Here is a 19476-nt window from a genome sequence, read left to right as displayed (position 1 = left end):
GTTGATTGCCGTTTTATTGGTGCGCCCAGCATGGGTGCAGTCTATAGGGTGAAAGTCCCGAACTGTGAAGGCAGAAGTAGCAGTAGCTAAACGCAAGGGTGTCTGTGGTGACGCAGAATCTGAAGGAAGCGGGCGGCAAATCTCCGGTCTGAGGGACACGAACTTCATATAAGGCTAGGTATCATTGGATGAGTTTGCCAAACAAAACGAAGTCCTTTCTGCCAAAGATGATACAGAGTAAATGAAGCAGATAGATGGGGAGAAAGACTGTACTCTTACCTGGGGAGGTCTGGCTGAAATGCCGAGCACACTCGGTAACTTACTTTGTGAAGGGTAATTGAACAGCCAGAAGTCAGCAGAGGTCATAGTACCTGACTAGCTTAAGATGGTTAGGGAAGGACTGAACATTTAAGGAGAATATACACTAGGCGTTCATTGTTTATGATGATACAGACAATCCAATTGGACTTACTTAAAGGAGGAAGTGGTGAATTCCACAGGGGACTTTAAGAGGGTGGAATAAACAATGGCACAAATAGCACGTATATTCACGTGAAAGGATGTATCGAAATGATGGAACGAATACTGTCACGGGACAATCTACTTTCGGCATTGAAACGTGTCGAAAAGAATAAGGGTAGCCATGGAGTAGATGAAATGCCTGTAAAATCCCTACGAGCGCATATTCTACAAAATTGGCAAGAAATCCGAAATTCAATAAAGGACGGAACCTATGAGCCTATGCCAGTCAGACGAGTCGAAATCCCGAAACCAAATGGCGGCGTTCGTTTATTAGGTATTCCTACCGTGACAGACCGTTTTGTCCAACAAGCGATTGCCCAAATATTAACCCCAATCTATGACCCAACCTTTTCCGAACATAGCTATGGGTTTAGACCCAGAAGAAGGGCACATGATGCCGTTAGGGAAGCAAGGCAATATATAGAAGAGGGCTACAGATGGGTAATAGATATGGACTTAGAAAAGTTCTTCGACAAGGTAAATCACGATATGCTTATGGGACTCCTAGCAAAAAGAGTCAAGGATAAGACGATTCTAAAGTTAATTAGAAAATACTTAGAGTCGGGGATTATGATAAACGGTGTGGAAACTATCAGCGAAGAAGGTGTTCCTCAGGGTGGACCATTAAGTCCACTACTTTCCAATATCATGTTAGATGAATTAGATAAGGAACTAGAGGAAAGAGGACACAAATTTGTCCGCTACGCAGATGATTGTAATATTTACGTAAAAACCAAGAAGGCAGGTTTACGTGTCAAGAGTTCTATCACTACTTTCATTGAAAAGAAGCTTAAACTAAAAGTAAATGAAGAGAAAAGTGCGGTGGACAGACCGTGGAAACGAAAGTTTCTTGGATTCAGCTTCACATCAAACCGTAATCCAAAAATCCGTATCGCAAAAGAAAGTATAAAGAGAGCTAAAAGTAGAATAAAAGAACTAACATCAAGGTCAAAACCCATTCCATTGGAATTGCGTATTGAGAAACTAAATGAATACCTTGTTGGTTGGTGCGGATATTTTGCGCTGGCAGACACGCCAACTCCCTTTAAACAACTGGATGAACATATTCGAAGAAGACTCCGAATGTGCCTTTGGAAACAATGGAAACTACCCAAAACAAAAATTAAAAGGCTCATATCCCTTGGCGTTCCAAGAGAGAAGGCCCATGAATGGGGAAATTCTCGTAAGAAATATTGGCGCATTTCGAATAGTCCTATCTTACACACAACACTAAATCTAAAGTTTTGGAGAAATCAAAAGCTTAAAAGTCTGTTAGATAGATACAACCATTTGCGTCATACTTAAGTGAACCGCCGTATACCGAACGGTACGTACGGTGGTGTGAGAGGTCGGGGGTTAGTCACCCCCTCCTACTCGATTGCGCCCGGCATGGGTGTAGTCTCTAGGGTGAAAGTCCCGAACTGTGAAGGCAGAAGTAGCAGTTAGCTTAACGCAAGGGTGTCCGTGGTGACGCGGAATCTGAAGGAAGCGAGCGGCAAACTTCCGGTCTGAGGAACACGAACTTCATACAAGGCTAGGTATCATTGGATGAGTTTGCAATACAAAACAAAGTCCTTTCTGCCGAAGGTGATACAAAGTAAATGAAGCAGATAGATGGAAGGAAAGATTGCACTCTTACCCGGGGAGGTCTGGTTGATACGCCAAGTACACTTGGTAACCTATCTAGTAATGGATAGCTGAACAATCAGAAGTCAGCCGAAGTCGTAGTACTTGGTTTGCTCGAGAGAATCAAGGAAGGACTGAACCATTTTAGGAGAACAAACACTCGGCAAACGGTTCTTTATGTATGAAAGCAGAAAATTCTTACGGAACCTACCTGAAAGGAAGAAATGGTGAATTCCATGGGGGACTTCGGGAGGGCTTAGTAAAGAACCCACTTAATGAGAATGTATTGTTCACGTAGAAAGGATAAATCTCAATGTTAATGGAACGAATGCTGTCACGGGAAAATCTTTTATTGGCATTAAAGCGAGTAGAAAAGAACAAAGGAAGTCATGGAGTAGACAATATGTCCGTAAAAGACCTACGAAGACATATTCTCGAAACGTGGGATACACTTAAAACATCCTTAATGGAGGGTACTTATCAACCTTCTCCTGTCCGTCGGGTTGAAATCCCAAAACCGAACGGTGGAGTAAGGTTATTAGGTATCCCAACCGTGACAGACCGTTTCATCCAACAGGCGATTACTCAGATTTTAACCCCTATCTTCGACCCGACTTTTTCAACACAGAGCTATGGTTTTCGACCAAACAAACGAGGTCATGACGGTGTTAGACAAGCGAAGAAATATATCGAAGAGGGATACCGATGGGTAGTCGACATGGACTTGGAGAAATTCTTTGATAAAGTCAATCATGATAGATTAATGCGGACTCTATCCAAAAGGATTCAAGACAGAACGCTCCTATCACTAATTCGGAAGTATCTACAGTCTGGCATTATGATTAATGGAGTCATAACGAAATCCGAGGAGGGTACGCCCCAAGGTGGACCATTAAGTCCTTTACTCTCCAATATCGTTCTAGATGAACTAGACAAAGAGTTAGAAAAGAGAGGGCACAAGTTTGTCCGATACGCAGATGATTGTAATATCTACGTAAAATCGAGAAGAGCCGGAGAGCGAGTAATGGACTCGATTACTACTTTCATTGAATTTACTCTAAAACTAAAGGTGAATCGAGAAAAGTCAGCTGTAGACAGACCTTGGAAAAGAAAGTTTTTAGGTTTTAGCTTCACATTTCATAAGAAACCGAAGGTGCGGATGTCAAACCAAAGTATTCAACGTGTCAAGAAACGGATACGAGAATTAACTTCAAGGTCAAAACCAATTCCAATGGATTATAGAATAGAGAAGCTGAATCAATATTTGATTGGCTGGTGCGGATATTATGCATTAGCAGATACACCCACTATTTTCAAAGAATTAGACGAATGGATTAGAAGGCGTCTCAGAATGTGCCAATGGAAAGAATGGAAGAAACCAAAAACCAAAGTAAGAAAACTCATTGGATTAGGGATTCCAAAAGAGAAGGCATACGAATGGGGAAACTCTAGAAAGAAATATTGGAGAATAGCCAGAAGCCCAATCCTACAGAAAACCCTCACAAACTCCTATTGGGAGATGCGAGGGCTGAAGAGTCTTTATGTGAGATATTCTCAACTACGTCAGACATAAATGGAACCGCCGTATACGGAACCGTACGTACGGTGGTGTGAGAGGTCGGGGGTTAGTCACCTCCTCCTACTCGATTTAAAAACCTCAATTGTCTTAAAATCCAATTATATACGGCATTAAACACATCCTGCCTATTAATCTCATTTAACATCTCATGCCTGCCTTCTTTAAAAAAAACACTATCAATATTTCTCAATCCATTTCGTTTATACTGATCAATAACTTTCAGGACCCCTTTTGATCTTCTGCCAACCGGATCTTCCTCTCCGCTAAAAATAAACATTGGCAAATCCTTGGGAATAAATTGAATAAGCTGGTTCTGATGAATCCTTTCCATCCCAGTAAGAAGATCATAGAAAAATCCGGCACTGCAAACGAACCCGCAATAAGGATCCTTCATATATTTTTCTACTTGGTGGGGATCATTACTTAACCAGTCAAACTCCGTTTTCGGTTGTTCAATATTTCTGTTGTAGTTCCCGAATGTTAACCGATTCATGAGTGGGCTTGGTGTTTTCGGACCGTTTTTCCGCATCTCCCTTTTAGCAATGCTCTTTCCGACTTTCCCGAGCAACCCAGCATTGCCGCCTGTTCCTGAAATAATAACACCGTTAATAGAATCTGCATATTTTTGTATATACCTTCTTGCCAAAAAAGATCCCATGCTATGCCCGAACAAGAATATCGGTGTGCCTGGATATTCTTTTTGTATTACCTTATTAATCTCATAAAGATCATCCACCACTCGCTCAAAACCATCTTCATCACTGAAATATCCGTGAAGCCCTGCCCGTTCCCCCGTTTGACCATGCCCGCGATGATCATTGCCATATACAAAAATTCCATTAGAAACTAAAAAACTGGCAAACTCATCATATCTTTCAATATGTTCCGCCATTCCGTGTGATATATGGAGAATAGCTTTGGGGCTTGCATCTTCTGCTTCCCATTTTTTTAAATAAATTTCTGTCTGATCATCCATTCGAATCCACTCTGATGATATCTTCATGCCTTCCCACCCCTTGTGTTCAACTATTAAAGAAATTATACGAGAAGACAGTGTGTCGGAACAATAAAAAAAGTCGTGAAAAAATAATTAAAGGGGTACATACAAATTGTGAACTGGTCACATAAACGAGGGAAAAGGCAGGATTAATTTCGAAACAGGGAGCGGAAAAATGAACGGGGAACATAAAAAGGAGAGCGGTCTCATTCAGAAGAAAAAGGGTCACATAAACTAGTAAAAGGGTAGCATGAATTTCGCAACAGGGAGCGAAAAAATGAATAGGGAACATTAAAAGGAGAAGGGGTCCCATTCAGGAGAAAAGAGGTCACATAAACTAGCCTAAGGGTCACATTAACTTAAAAACAGGGAACAAATAAATAAACTGGAGAATTATAGAAATGAATAAACAAGTACGCTAGAATATCAGTATATTCTAAAATTTATAGACCGAGAGAGATGAATGATGAATGACTGCCACAAGCATTAGGTTATTTCAAAACGAAGATACTGATAAAATCGTTCAACTGCTAAATGAAAATGCCGAACATCTTCAAACAAAAGCAACTACAACGATCGAAGAATTCAACCAGTTTTTAGACGAGCCTGGAGAGGAAATCAGGGAAAATACATTTGTTGGATGGAATGGGGACCAAGTTATTGCCTATCAATCTTTATGTTTTGTAAGAAGTGATGAGTATATTAATGTGTATAGCTATGGAACCGTCCATCATCAGCATAGAAGAAAAGGGATTGGTTCTTTGCTCCTTAAGAATACGTTAAAATATTTAAACCAGCGTGCGGCGCAGGAAAAAAAGAAAATTATTTATAATCAAATGGTTACAGTGAATCAGGCAGGTCAGAACGAGTTAGCAGAGAAATTTGGATTGGAGAAGAATACGGACCTGTATTCTTATAAATGGACAAAATCCAATTCAGCTCCAAAACAACCTATTTTGCCAAATGGGTATCATTTATTAACTCCAACACATAGAGATGCTAAGGACTGGGCTATGATAGACAATGAAGCCTTCTCGTGGCGAAAAAATAAAGACGGGATGAATCCGGAAAATGTTATCTACGAATTTAATAGTTTAGAATTTTCACCAGATTACTATATTCTTTGCAGGAATGAAAAGAATGATCCCATTGGCTTCGTTTGTGGACGAGAAGAAGAACCGCAGCATGCCGTCATTTCTACGTTAGCTGTTCGTCCATCTTATCAAGGGCAAGGGATTGGAAAAGCATTGCTCCATGAGGTGATCAGAAGAATGGCGGCACATAATATCCAGCAGATTCGCTTATCCGTAGATGCCAATAATCCCACATCAGCGATTAGCCTATATGAAAAATCAGGTTTTACAATGGATAACAGAATCATTCATTACTATTATGAAATAGATCCCATGAAGGAGGTTCTATGATACCGATAATCGTAAACCAATTGATAAAAGATTACGTTGAACTGCTTTATGATAAACTGCCTAACACGATAGAGGGAGTCTATCTCCATGGTTCCATCGCGCTGAATGCCTATGATAATTCCAGTGATGTGGATTTTTTAACGATTACCAAGCGTCCATTAATGCCGGAGGATATTCAAACATTAGAAAAAATTCACCAAATAATTGCAATGAGGTATCCGAAACCGGAATTAGATGGCATGTATCTCCAGCTAAATGAAATCGGTAAGAATACAGAAACGGGCTCTACTCCCTTTTACAATGGCGGAATAATGCATGCGACTGGTGCTTTTAATCAAAACCCTATTACATGGTGGGTTTTAAAACATTCTGGAATTAGAATTATTGGCCCTGCTATTGATCAGCTGAAAATTGGCGTAGAGCCAGAGGACTTCATTAAGTATGTTCATGCTAACATGAATTCTTATTGGAAAAATCGAGTGAGGAATTATAGAACTTTTGATTTCTCCGCGATTCCAGACGAGCTCATTGAAGCGGAAATTGAATGGGCTGTTCTTGGAGTATTAAGGCAATTTTACACGATAAAAGAGCATGAAATTATTTCAAAACTAGGGGCCGGCAAATATGCACTGAACCACCTTCCGAAAGAATGGAATAATATTATCCAAGAAGCAATCAGAATTCGTGAAAAATCCGAGGTAAGCAGCTACCAATCCAACGAAGAAAGAATTTCGGATGCAGTAAACTTTTTATCCTTTCTTATTCAACATTGCAATGACTTGGTAGATGCGAATGGAGAGGTATTGTAATTTACAAATTTATTCTATATAATAATTAGTATAATGTAGAGCAATGATGAAGAAGAGTAAGCTTGAGAAACACTTAAGAGAGCTGATGGCTGGTGAAAATCAGTGTGTGACTTTTGCTGAATGGGCTTCTGAGCTTCCTGACTGAAATAATAGTAGGTTGGGCGGATCGGTCTTACCGTTAAAAGAGACAACGCATCGAAATAATATTTCCGTGCGGTAAAGTGCGCTTACTTTAGAAGGTAAGCGAATTAAGGTGGCACCACGGGCTTCCCGTCCTTTTTAGGATAGGGGGCCCTTTTTGTGTTTTGAAAAGATAGGAGGATATATAATGAAGACAGTATTAACAGGCGTAAAACCAACGGGAAAGATTCATTTAGGAAATTATATCGGGGCAATTAAGCCAGCATTGCAATTGGCATTAAATCCAGATTATCAGCCGATTTATTTTGTTGCAGACTACCATGGTTTAACGAAAACGCAAAATGCAGAGGAAATGCAAAAACTATCTACAGGTGTGGCATCCGCATGGTTAGCGCTCGGACTTGATCCGGAGAAGGTTATTTTTTACCGTCAATCTGATATTCCAGAGATTTTTGAGCTTTCATGGGTATTAGCATGCTTTTCACCAAAAGGACTAATGAATCGTGCACATGCCTATAAATCGCTGGTAGATCAAAATAAGCAAGCAGGCAAAGAAAGCGATGACGGCGTAAATATGGGGCTCTTCACATACCCAATTCTAATGGCTGCGGACATCTTAATGTTTCATACAGATATTGTCCCTGTTGGAAAAGACCAAATTCAGCATGTAGAAATCGCACGTGATATCGCGGAATATTTTAATAAAAATTATGGAGAGACATTCACATTACCTGAATTTAAAGTGGAAGAAGAAACAGCCGTTTTGCCGGGGCTTGATGGCAGAAAAATGAGCAAGAGCTATAACAACACCATTCCTTTGTTTGAAGATGCTGATACATTATATAAATTAATAAAAAAAATCAAAACGGATTCTACTCCGCCGAATGAGCCTAAGGATCCAAATCAATCGATTATATTCGAGCTTTATAAGGAATTTGCATCCCCTGAAAAAATCCAAAAGCTAAAAGAAGCCTATGCAAATGGAATCGGCTGGGGAGATGCTAAGAAAGAACTATTTGATGTCATGAATTCCTATTTAGAAGAACCGCGTGAAAAATATCATGAACTAATGGCAAATCCAAAAAAGGTAAATGAAATACTGTTGTCCGGTGCAGAACAAGCAAGGCAAAAAAGTATTCCATTTATGAAAGAAATACGCAGAAAAATTGGTTTAATGAATTAAGATTTCCATCAAAGCGGGTCGATGTTGCTTAATATGTAAATCGAACCCGCCAATTTTTATTTTATAAAATTAGATTAAAAATCTTTTCCATGATTTGTACCATCACAGTACGTAGTCTTGTCAAAGTTTGGCAGTTTGTGTAAATTTAGTAGCCGTAATATCATCGGAAAGATTTGTGAATATTATTCACTCCTTAAAAACATCTACTATTCGATCCGCCTTGATTCTTTTTTGGCATAATGATATTAGCTGATCAAAAAATGTTTCCACTTCATAACGGGATGTTGGAATAGGAATATGGATGTGGGTTGAACCAAAAAGTTGTTTAAAATAGGCTTTTCTTTCTTGGTTTTTCCCATCCCGTTTCAGTGGATTATACTTCCAAGTTATAACCTCTTTACCATCATCCTGTTCGATAATATTCTGCATCTCTGCTAAAGTCGTAGACTTGTTTTGTGGATAAATAACCAAGTAATAACGGTTATTTCGATGCCAATCTATAAATAATAAGTAATAACCTGATTCCTCTGGCTTAGAGAAATGATAACCGGCAATAATAGGTTTTCCATTCGTCCACTGATGGAATCCGTGGATAGTACCATTCACAATATTCATTTTCACAATATCATAAGACGTTTGATTGTTCATCATACAATCATCCACCTGTGCACAAATAAAAGCAGCCACTTTTTTCTCCATTCGTCCATCCCTCCTTTTTCAATATAATAAAAGGAATGCTTTGTTTTCAACATAAAAAAACTATATAATTTCCATAACAATTCTTAGCAGGAATTGCCGCTTACATACCAATTCAAAAAAACGGGGAGGTTTGTTTATGAAAAAAGTATATACCCGCCTTAATATTGAAAATTGCAAGGAAGCAATTGAATTTTATGCTCAAGTGCTAAATGGAGAAATTAAAAATGTTCAGCTTGCAGACGGTGTTGAAATGTTTAAAGGGCACGAGGGAAAATACATTCATGCCGAACTACATTTAAACGAACATTATGTTATTTACTTTAATGACATCTTTGGAAACGAGCCTGTAAAAGGAACCAATATTATCATGGGGCTTGATTTTGATAGAGAAGAAGAGTTGCGAAAGGTTTATGATGAGCTATCAAAAGAAGGAAAAGTGACAATGGAACTCCAAGATACATTTTGGAATGCTCTTTATGGAAACGTAACCGACAAATACGGTATTCATTGGGAATTAAACTATCAAAGATAAGTGGGATGGAGGGGCAGGTCCCTTGTCCCGCTCTTCACTTCTCCTGATTTACCAAAATCTTATCCAGTTTTTCCTCTATTCTCCGAAGCTGCTCCATTTTAATTTCATGATTCTTTAAAAGTCTTCTGATGAATAATCCAAAGGAAATAAAAAATAAAACAACCAATAAGTAAACTATAACCACAGACAAATAGTCCGTCATAAATATATCAAACACCTCACTTATGTTCTCATTTACTTACGTATTCACATTAAGAAAGTTTCAGCAAAAATGAAACGGTGCCCCTTAATAAAAAGTATAAGTTTTTTATCAGATAATTTAATTTAACCAGATTAGTCTTTAACTAGCAGATTTCTACAATGTTATAAAACCGACACATTTCTGTAGTACAATTGAAAGGAAAATGAAATTTATCGCATATAGGACTTTGTTACAATAATAAGATAGAATTGGAGAAGTCTATATAAATACTCTTTTGCATTTAAGACTTAAATAAAGGCTCTTTTCATACTTTGATGCTTCATAATACCTTAGTAATATTGTCCTTATACAACTTTAGAATGGCTTGCTTTTTTGGAAAAGTTGCCCTATCTAACATGTATAGGGGTATTTTAACGAGGATGTGAAAATCAAATAATTGCTATGAAAATCCTAACTTAATGACACCGGGGGTTCAAAAATGACATTAGAGGAACAATTAATTAACAAAACGTATTACAAAGTAACCTATATGAACGGGCAGGAGGAAAAACATCCTATTCAGGTTCTGGGAGACGCTTATTTATTGGAACAGCAAAACGATCTTCCTGACCTCTCTTTTATTCGATATGCCCAAGGTGAAGTGTATTTTCAGTATAAAGATTTTGAAGCAGCAATTTTTAAATGGGAAAACATTCATAATGAACTGCAGCCGTGGGCTAGAAAAAATATGGCCGATGCTTATTTAGAGCTAGGTTTAGTTAAGGATGCGGAGGAAATATATCTTTCCATTCAACCGGAATCACCATCACCAACCCTTCATGCGGAGGTTTCCCTGCAATTATTTTCTTTGTACATGGATCAAGGAAATATTGACAAGGCGGACAAAGTACTGAAGGAAGTGGTTTCATTAAATCCTGACTATCCAAATGTAACGGAAATTGCTCGAAGGTTTTATGAAGAGCAAGAAAAAGTACAGGATGCTGTGGAGCTTGCAGTAAATGAAGCGATGCGTACGGACTCTTTAGAATGGTTCCAATTCGTGGGTGAATATGTGGAAAAAGGTTGGACAAAAACCTACAAGCCAGAGTATTTCAAGGATTTCATTAAATCCGTTCACCAAGTCGATCTAAAATGCTTTGAGCAAACAGTTGTATCCCTTTGGAAAAGCTTTAAAAAGGGAGATAGTTATTTAGAGTGGCTAAAGGTGCTTAATCATGTACTTTCTGAAATGGAAATCCATAAAAATGCAGTAATTTCTTCTTTATATAAAGAAGCTTATGTTGATTTAATTGAAGGAAGTTATTATATAAAAGAAATATCAACTATTATTCCTGACCATTTAACAAATTGGCAAAGGGTATCAGTTGCAACTGACAAAATTTTTGCTGCTTCCGCCATTTTAGCATGGAGTGAAATGTTTCCTTCCAGCATAGATTTAGGAGTAATCAGTGATGCTGAGTACAATATTTGTCATACAGAAAAACTTGATAATGTTTTATCGTATTGTTTAAAGCTATATAACTCTATAGCTGAATGGGCTAGAAGTCATGAGTTGGAAGTTGGACAAAAAATGAAATGGATGGTTCAACAATTGATGGATAGTAACGTTCAGCATCTGATGATAGCGGGACCAACCGGAAATGGAAAATCATCCTTTATTAATTCCGTTCTTGGCGAAAATATTTTGAAACCATCTACCTCCTCGATTGTTGTTTTTAAAGATAGTGATGCAGTAGATATTCACGAGATTACAGATACAACCATCAAACGAGTGGAGGATATTTCTGATTTTCAGCAAATAACAGCTTCTCAGCTCCATACAAAGGTAATCGAATTTGGTTTACCTTGCGACTTTTTCTATAAAAATGGGATAGCTTTTATTGATTCTCCAAGTTTTCAAGGAAATGCAAAGACAAGAAACGAATTTTTCCATTATTTGCAGTTAGCAGATAGCCTTATATTTGTATTAAATGCAAGTGTACCATTTACAGATAAAGAATGTGACATCCTATTGCAAATACAAAAATTTGCTCCAAGTCTCCCGATTTATTTCGTATTAAATAAAATTGATACGATATATGGTGAACATGAGGCTAATCGAATTATCGAGGAAACCGAGTCGCGTCTATCAGAATATTTTCCATCTGCGAAGGTATTTCCGTACTCTTCCGTCTATGACAGCGGGGATCAATTAGACCAATTGGCTGAATTTGTAAAGGCTGACAATGATCATGAAGCTCTTCAGCAAGGACGTACAGAGAAACTATTATTCTTGATTCGTCAATTGATTACGGAACTTTTGGAAAGACGGGTAAAAATGGAAACAGATATTGTGAATTCCATCAGCTGGAATGAGGATATTGCCGGCAGGTTAACAGGAGCGCTCCATCAACTGAAGGATCTGGAAGGGGAAAAAATTCAGCATATCCAAACAGAATATCAAATGATGGAAGAGGAGATAAGGAATGAAGTAATTAATACCATTCCAACCATTTTGAAAGGCTGCACAGACTTTATAAAAGAAGACAGCGATTTCCGTCATTTTCACAGTGAGCTGAACGATGAAATGAATAATCGTGTGCAGGACTATCTCCACAATGATATTCTGCCTAAATATTACGAGCTCTTGAAAAAATGGATTGCCAATACTAATGGTGAATTCAATCAATGTAAGGAATATTTAGATGAAATGTGTGAAAGTTTAAATCGTCTATATGGGGAAGATCGTTTAAAATTGGAATTTGATTTCCGTGTAATCGACGATTGGAGCCGTGACGCCGACAGAATGACCAATGCGGTACGTCTGGAAAAAATAAATATTTTATCAAAAAATACTCCGACTCAGCTATTATTAACAGGTGCCGGGAAGCTGTTTGGCGGAATGAAGCAAAACAGGTCCATGCTTTATAACAAATATAAAAGCATGGTGGATAGTGAAGACTACTATGAGGTAGCTGTTATTATTGCAAATAAATTCCTGCAGCAATTCGACTTATTTGAAAAAGGATTGGATCGAGACATATCCATGTTCTTCCATCATCCATTATCCGTTTTTGAACAGATAATAGCAGAAACATATGAAAAAATTCAAAGTCAAAATGATACACTGCAAAATTTACGTGCAAATCCGGAAAGTTACAAGGATCCAATCACATTGTTCGAGGTCAGATTAAGACAGTATGAGTGGATAAAAGATGTTGGGAAAGACGTTCAGCCTATTTATTAGGTTGGCGGGATGTCCTTTTATAATGAAAAAAGCAGCCAAATCAAAAAATTGGCTGCTTTTTTACATTGTTTAGCTTCAGCGCTTATTGGCTAGTGGATTTCTCCGTCTCCTCCCTACGATAACTCAACATCAGTACGTGAACTACCTCACTGTGTTTCCTTTATCTCGAGCCTGCAACCACGAAATCCATACGCCGATGGGAAAAGCGCTTCCGCTTTTCTATTTAGTAATTCAAAAACTTCACACAAACCGGATAAGGAACTGCCACATCGGATTGCAGTAAGGACAATTTTCCAGTTTCCGTATCACGCACATAGAGAACAAGATTTCCTGATTCTTGGTTGGATGCCACTAGGAATTTCTCCGTCGGATCCAGTATAAAATCTCTTGGCCAAGAACCTTCTGTAGAAGTATGCTCAATAAATGTGAGTTTTCCTGACTCTTGATTTATACTAAAAACTGCAATTGAATCATGGCCCCGATTAGCGGCATATACAAAGCGTCCGTCAGAAGAAACATGGATGGCGCTTCCTTGACTGTTCTCTGTAAAATCTTCCGGAATAGCAGAAATATATTGCAGTTCTTTAAAACTGCCATCTTCCTCATGATATTCTAAAGCAATAACCTCAGAGCTTAATTCGGTCATTAAATAGGCATATTTCCCATTTGGATGAAACTCCAGATGTCTGGGGCCGCTGCCAGGTTTAACAGATAAACTGCTCACCTCTGTTAAATTTTCATCATCTAATTTGTAGGTAATCAATTTATCGATTCCTAAATCAACTACCACAGCATATTTTTCGTCGGGGGTAAAGCCGGAATAATGCGTATGAGGTTTTTCCTGTCTCTCTGAAGGGCCGGAACCTTGAAGTTCAATAACCGAATAAGCAGGATGAATGCCACCATCCTTATTTGTAAGATACGCTGAAATGTTGCCTTTATGGTAATTTGCAGATAAAACAAAATGATTGCCGCTGTCCACACTTACATGACAAGGTGAGGAGCCTGGAAGCAATTGAATATTTTTTCTTTCAAGTGTGCCTGAATTCTCAAGGATGGAATAGGCAGCAACTCCTCCTTGTTCTCCTTCTTTTATAACGGAATAAAGATATTGATTATCGTTGCTTATAGCTACATATGTTGGATTCTCAAGCTCTGCAGCTACCTTCACTTCACTAATTTTTTTATTCTCGGTATCTAAGGTGAAGGAATAGATTCCTTTGCTATCACCTTTTGTATATGTACCAACAAAGCCTGTAAATTTATTATGACTACTCATCCTTTTTAAGCTCCTTTTGGATAGGCGTTGATTTTACTAGCTATTTGATAAGATTAACCAGCAAATCATGAACCTATATATTTCCTGATTATTATAACATATATGCTGCCAATTCATGATGGAAGTACCGATTTACGTTTTTGTTTCCATTAGAACCACTTTAATAGTATAATATTTTTCAAAGTTGTTTGAATTTGCTCCATATTTTGAATTTACACAAGATGAGGTGAATTTTTTGAAGGAGTATAGTTTTATACTTTTATCAGGCGGCGTAGGAAAAAGAATGCAGCTTGATATTCCAAAACAATTTTTATTAATTGGTGGAAAGCCAATCCTGATCCATGCCTTAGAAAAAATTGATGTCATCGAGGAAATAAAGGAAATCATTATTCCATCACCAAAGGAATATATAGAAAAAACGGAAGAAATCATTTTTCATTATGGATTTTCAACTCCCATCCATTGTATAGAAGGCGGAGAAACCAGGCAGGAATCAGTTCATAAAGGGCTTCAGCAGACCAGATTCGAAAGCGTTATCATCCATGAGGCTGTAAGACCATTTGTAACGGTGGAGGAATTCAGAAAGTTACTTTATGTCGATGCGGAAAACGCGATTTACGGACAGGATATTCCATTTACGGTTTTAGAGGGAACAGAGTATATTGAAAATAATTTGCACAGGGATAGGCTCATAAATGTCCAATTACCCCAGAAATTTAATAAATCAAAATTGCTTTATGCACATGAATGCGCAAAAGAGGAAGGAAGGAACTTTACGGAAGATGCCAGCCTTTTCTTTCATTATTTTCATTCAAACATTAAAGTGCTAGCAGGAAGCGATTATAATATTAAAATTACGAAGCCAATAGACCGGAAAATAGCGGAAATTATTTATAAAGAATACATTTTATTGGAGGGGTAATGGGATGGCAAAAACATGCGTCATTACAGGTGCTAGCCGAGGTATTGGAAGGGCGATAGCAATTACTCTCAGCAAAAGGGAGGATATTGCAAATATTATTCTCATTTCCAGAACGAAAGAAGGCCTTGCGGAAACGGCTAATAAAATGAACAAAGAAAAGCATATTGAATGCTATGAAATGGACTTAACCAATTATCAGGATGTGGAAAAAGTCATTGCATCTGTAGGAAACAGATTTGGCACCATTGATTATTTATTAAATGTTGCTGGATACGCCAATCCCAAATCCCTCTTAGAAACCTCCATTGAAAATTGGGAAACTACTTATAAAGTGAATGTCCATTCTATTTTTTATATAACGAAAGAAGTAGTGAAGTTTATGAAGAGAACAGGAGGAAAAATCCTGAATGTTGCCTCTACCGCAGGCAGTTCTGCGCGACCTGGCTGGCTTGCTTATGCCTCTTCCAAAGCAGCGATCATTAGCATGTCGCAGACTTTATCGGAGGAATTATCAGAGTATGGTATTTTGGTATATTGTATTTCTCCGGGAAGATGTGCGACAGAGCTTAGAAGAATCCTTGCACCTGATGAGGATCAAAGCACTATTATGCAGCCGGAACATGTAGGCGAAGTTGTAGATCATTTGCTTTCTGACACGGGTATTTGTTTGGATGGACAAAATATTGTCGTTCGTAAGCAAGTTACAAAACCAATAAATCAAAGCATAAATAAGAAGGAACTAACAGAACAATCAATGTAAACAGCATAGAGAGGCGGTTACAATGCATTTCAATCAACAATTATTAAACATTATCCAAATTATTCTACTTGTAATGATTCTTCTATCTGTTAATAAAAACTTCAGTAAATGTAAGCTGTTGTTAAAGCGTTTCATTGTTGTATGCATTTACTATGCATCCAAATTATTTCCAAGATCGGAGAAAATCATTGTATTTGGTGCGGAAAATGGAATGGGGTTCCGGGGAAATCCAAAATATCTTTTTCTCGAGATGACAAAGAATCCGGAATATCGGTGTATTTGGATTTCTAAAAGCGGAAAGGTGGTAAAAGAACTGACAGATAGAGGGTACACTGCCTATAAGCATAATAGCTTAAAAGGAATCTATTATCAGCTAAGAACAAAGTTAGTAATTCATTCCCATTCGATTAATGATGATTTTTACAAGGTCTTTTTAGGAGGTGCAATCTCCTATCTCACGTGGCATGGTGTTGGATTAAAGAAAGTGTGGGGGGCACATAGCAAAACATTTTCCTATAAAATTCTCCATCATCCTAGTTTTATCAGACGCTTTTTTGGGAAATTCGTAATAAAAACAAATTCAGCAAAAATAAATTACGTTGTATCCACTAGTCCAAGGGTTTCATCCTATTATCCTGAAACCTTTTTAGTAGACAAGGAGAATGTCATTGAACTTGGCCAGGTAAGGAATGATATCTTTTTTCAAACGTCTGAAGAAGATGACAAGATTCCCGATTATATAAAAAAGAACAAGGTCATTTTGTATATGCCGACACATCGGAATTTTGGGAAATTAGATAAGCCTATTAATCTTGTCTTCGACTTTGAAAAGCTGGATAAGTTTTGTGAAAAAATGGGGTATATTTTTATTGTTAAAAGACATATGTACAGCAGCGGGAGTATTTCGAAAAAATATAAGCATATCATTGATGTCAGTGATAAATCCTATGATCCTCAGTTTTTATTAAAGTATGCAGATTTACTCGTAACCGACTACTCCAGCTGCTACACAGATTATTTATTACTTGACAGACCAGTTGTGTTTTATTGCTATGACTTAGAAATGTACTTGCAAAAATCAAATGAAATGTACTTTGACTATTTCGATGTAACTCCAGGGCCAAAGCCAAGTACGTTTCAAGATTTCCTTCAGTCATTGCAGGACATGATTGAGGATCCTGCCATTTATCGAGAAGAAAGAGAACGGGTTTTAAATGTTTTTTATTCAAAGGAAAATCAAGAAATGGTTTTGGAAAAACAGGTGAATTATATTCACAACTATATTTTAAAGGGAAGTAAAACAAAAGTTCATGTCAAAGGCACGGATGCTTCTTTCTAAGGCTCTTTTCTTAAGCTTTGTTGCTTTTGTATATAAAAATCTCTTGGGTTCATAATGAATAAACTTTTATAAGAAAAGATGCCCCGAAACCAAGTCTGCTTAGGATTTATAACACATATGACGAAAAGCAACAATTAATGCAAAACAGCCCTTTCAAAAGAAAGGTAGGTGCCAATAATGTCTTATTTACGATTAATGCCGACCATTTTTGTAAAATATACGATGAAATGCGTCTATATGATTATTTGTCTGTTTTTTAAGGTGAACTCAAATAAAATTACCTTTGCATCCTATAGATCGGATAAACTCAAAGATAATTTATATTTCCTATGCAATGAGCTGCAAGCACAATATCCTAATTATCAATATCATTTTGTTTTTAAAAAGTTTCATAGTTCTTTTAGAGGGAAAATAGATTACTTTTTCCATTTATCAAGAGCTATTTATGAAATGGCAACCTCTAAATTTTTTATCATTGATGACTATTATTTTCCGGTATATGTGATCAGTCCAAGAGAGGGTACGGAAGTGATCCAGCTTTGGCATGGTTCCGGCGCTTTAAAAAAGTTTGGATTAAGTACAGTCGGAAAGCTTTATGGTCCAAGTGAAAAATACTTAAAGCATGTAAAAATTCATTCGAACTATGGAAGGGTATATGTTAGCTCCGCTGAGGTAGTCCCTTATTATAGTGAAGCTTTTGGGATGCCAGCAAAGCGAATTTATCCTCTTGGGGTACCAAGAACGGACTATTTATTTTCATCAGAAAAAAGAGAACACCTAAAGAAAACTTTTTATGAGAGGTATCCAGAATTAACTGGTAAAAAGCTTATTTTATATGCACCGACCTATCGGGGGAAAAGTCACTATCAAGAGGCATTTCAATGTCCGCTTAATCTCCGAATGATGAGGGAAAAGCTGTATCCTGATTATGCTTTACTCATTCACCTCCATCCCTATATGCAAAATGGCATAACCATAGAGGAAAAGGAAAAGAATTTTGTCTACCATATAAAGGATATCTTCACCATTCAAGAATTATTATCACTCGCAGATATTCTTATTACCGATTATTCAACGGTCTTTTTCGATTACAGCTTACTTGGCCGGCCAATTGCCTTTTTCGCAAATGATTTGGAGCAATATATCAGTGAGCGGGATTTTTATTATGATTACTTGGATATAATACCGGGACCATTTTTTACTAAGACAGATCAACTTACGGATTGGGTGGCAAAAGGAGAATTTGATTTAAAAAAGGTTGCCACCTTTCGAAACCGTTTTTTTGACTATATTGATGGGAAGTCAACGAAAAGAATTGTACGGCATTTGATGAGTGAAAATGCAATTCAACCAATGGGGTATCAAAAGGATAATGGTGAGCGGGAAGAAGGAGCAATTTGATTGCTCTTTTTTTTATGATTCATCGTGTTAATAATTAACACCCTTATAAGTAAGTGACACTTGAGTGATTATTCACATTGTGATGAAATAAATAAAGAGGTTTTAAAAAATTTCATAAAAACTCCTGCGTAGAAATCAAAAATGAATAAGTATGATAATTAAATAATCATACTTGTTAACTTCTCTCCACACCAATTTAAGTGAATTTATTGTAGAAATCTCCTCATTATTCTTTAGAAGTTTCCCGAAATCCTTTCATTAAAGACTGATAAGCATAAATAAGCTTGTCCAATTCCTGACTATGAAAAAGGGTTTCCGGACTCCTAAGCCCTTTCTTCTCACCAATTTCCACCATTTGCTTTCGTAATAGATCAATTTGGACAGTTAAATCTAGCAGGTTGTAGTAGTTCTTCATTATGCCAACTCCTACTATAATGAAATTATCTCAGCAACTAGAGGATGTTAATCCGCTAATTGGTCCACATTAGTATCTTGAAGGATAATTACAAAAATTTCTATTTATGTATAAGAAAAAAATAAAATAGATACTAAAGTAATAGGACATATGTAATATTATGATAGATAATGGGTAAAAATGGAACCCTTTCGACAATGAATCTACCAATTTGACAAAATTCGATAACCTCTTTGTTAGAATACAAAAAAATTGTACCATCAAAAAAAGATGTAACAATGGTACGAGACAGTATTCATTTTATAAGCTATCGAGTTTGCCGGAGAACAAGGAATTATCGTTTAACTCAACTAATGACAGGGAGGCAGGAATATTTCATATTCTGTCCCTTGTATGTGGTGTAAAAAGGTGCTAACTAAT

Annotated in this window: 16 protein-coding genes and 1 other annotated feature; of the genes, 11 read left to right on the top strand and 5 right to left on the bottom strand. The window is 37.2% G+C overall.

Translation table 11 applies throughout. From position 1 onward, the window contains the following. The first annotated feature begins 570 nt into the window (after positions 1 to 570). Positions 571 to 1827 carry a group II intron reverse transcriptase/maturase gene (gene ltrA, locus NSQ59_RS22800; protein WP_340828527.1) on the top strand — a complete coding sequence of 419 codons (1257 nt, stop codon included), beginning with the start codon at positions 571 to 573 and terminating at the stop codon, positions 1825 to 1827. A gap of 634 nt (positions 1828 to 2461) precedes the next feature. Beyond that, the gene (gene ltrA / locus NSQ59_RS22795; RefSeq protein WP_055737770.1) at positions 2462 to 3721 is read left to right on the top strand and encodes a group II intron reverse transcriptase/maturase; all 1260 of its coding nucleotides are present in this window, start codon (positions 2462 to 2464) and stop codon (positions 3719 to 3721) included. A 52-nt stretch (positions 3722 to 3773) separates the two neighbouring features. On the opposite strand, the gene NSQ59_RS22790 is transcribed toward ltrA (NSQ59_RS22795), so the two are convergent. Further along, positions 3774 to 4730: an alpha/beta hydrolase gene (locus tag NSQ59_RS22790; protein WP_340832841.1), complete on the bottom strand. Its 957-nt coding sequence runs from the start codon at positions 4728 to 4730 to the stop codon at positions 3774 to 3776. A gap of 464 nt (positions 4731 to 5194) precedes the next feature. Between NSQ59_RS22790 and NSQ59_RS22785 the strand changes: the two genes are divergently transcribed. The 3 genes from NSQ59_RS22785 to NSQ59_RS22775 all read left to right on the top strand — a co-directional run bounded on the left by NSQ59_RS22785 (position 5195) and on the right by NSQ59_RS22775 (position 8281). Beyond that, on the top strand, positions 5195 to 6148 hold the full coding sequence (locus NSQ59_RS22785; RefSeq protein WP_340832840.1) for a GNAT family N-acetyltransferase: 954 nt from the start codon (positions 5195 to 5197) through the stop codon (positions 6146 to 6148). Next, complete coding sequence (locus NSQ59_RS22780; RefSeq protein WP_340832839.1) at positions 6145 to 6957, top strand: aminoglycoside adenylyltransferase domain-containing protein; 813 nt, start codon at positions 6145 to 6147, stop codon at positions 6955 to 6957. The genes NSQ59_RS22785 and NSQ59_RS22780 overlap by 4 nt, the downstream gene beginning before the upstream one ends. A gap of 34 nt (positions 6958 to 6991) precedes the next feature. Further along, positions 6992 to 7238: a binding site (T-box leader), on the top strand. Positions 7239 to 7285: 47 nt separating this feature from the next. Next, entirely contained in the window at positions 7286 to 8281 is a 996-nt protein-coding gene (locus tag NSQ59_RS22775; RefSeq protein ID WP_055742307.1) for a tryptophan--tRNA ligase, read from the top strand. A gap of 186 nt (positions 8282 to 8467) precedes the next feature. Here NSQ59_RS22775 and NSQ59_RS22770 read toward each other — a convergent pair whose 3' ends face one another. Then, entirely contained in the window at positions 8468 to 8980 is a 513-nt protein-coding gene (locus NSQ59_RS22770) for a hypothetical protein (protein ID WP_126649133.1), read from the bottom strand. A gap of 136 nt (positions 8981 to 9116) precedes the next feature. On the opposite strand from NSQ59_RS22770, the gene NSQ59_RS22765 reads away from it, so the two are divergent. Then, positions 9117 to 9512, top strand: coding sequence for a VOC family protein (locus NSQ59_RS22765; protein WP_340832838.1), 396 nt, complete (start codon positions 9117 to 9119; stop codon positions 9510 to 9512). 34 nt (positions 9513 to 9546) lie between these two features. Here NSQ59_RS22765 and NSQ59_RS22760 read toward each other — a convergent pair whose 3' ends face one another. Continuing rightward, complete coding sequence (locus NSQ59_RS22760; protein WP_235950465.1) at positions 9547 to 9714, bottom strand: DUF4083 family protein; 168 nt, start codon at positions 9712 to 9714, stop codon at positions 9547 to 9549. A 478-nt stretch (positions 9715 to 10192) separates the two neighbouring features. On the opposite strand from NSQ59_RS22760, the gene NSQ59_RS22755 reads away from it, so the two are divergent. Beyond that, entirely contained in the window at positions 10193 to 12940 is a 2748-nt protein-coding gene (locus NSQ59_RS22755) for a dynamin family protein (protein ID WP_340832837.1), read from the top strand. Positions 12941 to 13163: 223 nt separating this feature from the next. Here the strand turns inward: NSQ59_RS22755 and NSQ59_RS22750 are convergent, their stop codons facing one another. Further along, positions 13164 to 14219: a lactonase family protein gene (locus NSQ59_RS22750; protein WP_340832836.1), complete on the bottom strand. Its 1056-nt coding sequence runs from the start codon at positions 14217 to 14219 to the stop codon at positions 13164 to 13166. A gap of 235 nt (positions 14220 to 14454) precedes the next feature. On the opposite strand from NSQ59_RS22750, the gene NSQ59_RS22745 reads away from it, so the two are divergent. The 4 genes from NSQ59_RS22745 (at position 14455) to NSQ59_RS22730 (ending at position 18641) form a co-directional block, all read left to right on the top strand. Beyond that, positions 14455 to 15141 (top strand): IspD/TarI family cytidylyltransferase, encoded by a 687-nt coding sequence (locus NSQ59_RS22745; RefSeq protein WP_235950454.1) that lies wholly within the window; start codon positions 14455 to 14457, stop codon positions 15139 to 15141. A gap of 4 nt (positions 15142 to 15145) precedes the next feature. Further along, positions 15146 to 15901, top strand: a complete 756-nt coding sequence (locus tag NSQ59_RS22740) for an SDR family oxidoreductase (RefSeq protein ID WP_126649132.1) — start codon at positions 15146 to 15148, stop codon at positions 15899 to 15901. Positions 15902 to 15923: 22 nt separating this feature from the next. After that, positions 15924 to 17240, top strand: coding sequence for a CDP-glycerol glycerophosphotransferase family protein (locus NSQ59_RS22735; RefSeq protein WP_340832834.1), 1317 nt, complete (start codon positions 15924 to 15926; stop codon positions 17238 to 17240). A gap of 177 nt (positions 17241 to 17417) precedes the next feature. Next, positions 17418 to 18641: a CDP-glycerol glycerophosphotransferase family protein gene (locus NSQ59_RS22730; protein WP_340832833.1), complete on the top strand. Its 1224-nt coding sequence runs from the start codon at positions 17418 to 17420 to the stop codon at positions 18639 to 18641. A 226-nt stretch (positions 18642 to 18867) separates the two neighbouring features. Here the strand turns inward: NSQ59_RS22730 and NSQ59_RS22725 are convergent, their stop codons facing one another. Beyond that, on the bottom strand, positions 18868 to 19056 hold the full coding sequence (locus NSQ59_RS22725) for an aspartyl-phosphate phosphatase Spo0E family protein (protein ID WP_055742298.1): 189 nt from the start codon (positions 19054 to 19056) through the stop codon (positions 18868 to 18870). Positions 19057 to 19476: the final 420 nt, after the last annotated feature.

It is taken from the genome of Margalitia sp. FSL K6-0131, assembly GCF_038008735.1.
Classification (GTDB): Bacteria; Bacillota; Bacilli; order Bacillales; family Bacillaceae_C; genus Margalitia; species Margalitia shackletonii.
Note: the sequence above shows the minus strand (reverse complement) of the source record. Positions and strands in the feature narration are given on the sequence as shown.

Excerpts from the sequence above, each read along its gene's own strand:
- ltrA (WP_340828527.1), top strand. The coding sequence starts at position 571 with ATGATGGAACGAATACTGTCACGGGACAATCTACTTTCGGCATTGAAA.
- ltrA (WP_055737770.1), top strand. The coding sequence starts at position 2,462 with ATGTTAATGGAACGAATGCTGTCACGGGAAAATCTTTTATTGGCATTA.
- NSQ59_RS22790 (WP_340832841.1), bottom strand. The coding sequence starts at position 4,730 with ATGAAGATATCATCAGAGTGGATTCGAATGGATGATCAGACAGAAATT.
- NSQ59_RS22785 (WP_340832840.1), top strand. The coding sequence starts at position 5,195 with ATGACTGCCACAAGCATTAGGTTATTTCAAAACGAAGATACTGATAAA.
- NSQ59_RS22780 (WP_340832839.1), top strand. The coding sequence starts at position 6,145 with ATGATACCGATAATCGTAAACCAATTGATAAAAGATTACGTTGAACTG.
- NSQ59_RS22775 (WP_055742307.1), top strand. The coding sequence starts at position 7,286 with ATGAAGACAGTATTAACAGGCGTAAAACCAACGGGAAAGATTCATTTA.
- NSQ59_RS22770 (WP_126649133.1), bottom strand. The coding sequence starts at position 8,980 with ATGGAGAAAAAAGTGGCTGCTTTTATTTGTGCACAGGTGGATGATTGT.
- NSQ59_RS22765 (WP_340832838.1), top strand. The coding sequence starts at position 9,117 with ATGAAAAAAGTATATACCCGCCTTAATATTGAAAATTGCAAGGAAGCA.
- NSQ59_RS22760 (WP_235950465.1), bottom strand. The coding sequence starts at position 9,714 with ATGACGGACTATTTGTCTGTGGTTATAGTTTACTTATTGGTTGTTTTA.
- NSQ59_RS22755 (WP_340832837.1), top strand. The coding sequence starts at position 10,193 with ATGACATTAGAGGAACAATTAATTAACAAAACGTATTACAAAGTAACC.
- NSQ59_RS22750 (WP_340832836.1), bottom strand. The coding sequence starts at position 14,219 with ATGAGTAGTCATAATAAATTTACAGGCTTTGTTGGTACATATACAAAA.
- NSQ59_RS22740 (WP_126649132.1), top strand. The coding sequence starts at position 15,146 with ATGGCAAAAACATGCGTCATTACAGGTGCTAGCCGAGGTATTGGAAGG.
- NSQ59_RS22735 (WP_340832834.1), top strand. The coding sequence starts at position 15,924 with ATGCATTTCAATCAACAATTATTAAACATTATCCAAATTATTCTACTT.
- NSQ59_RS22730 (WP_340832833.1), top strand. The coding sequence starts at position 17,418 with ATGTCTTATTTACGATTAATGCCGACCATTTTTGTAAAATATACGATG.
- NSQ59_RS22725 (WP_055742298.1), bottom strand. The coding sequence starts at position 19,056 with ATGAAGAACTACTACAACCTGCTAGATTTAACTGTCCAAATTGATCTA.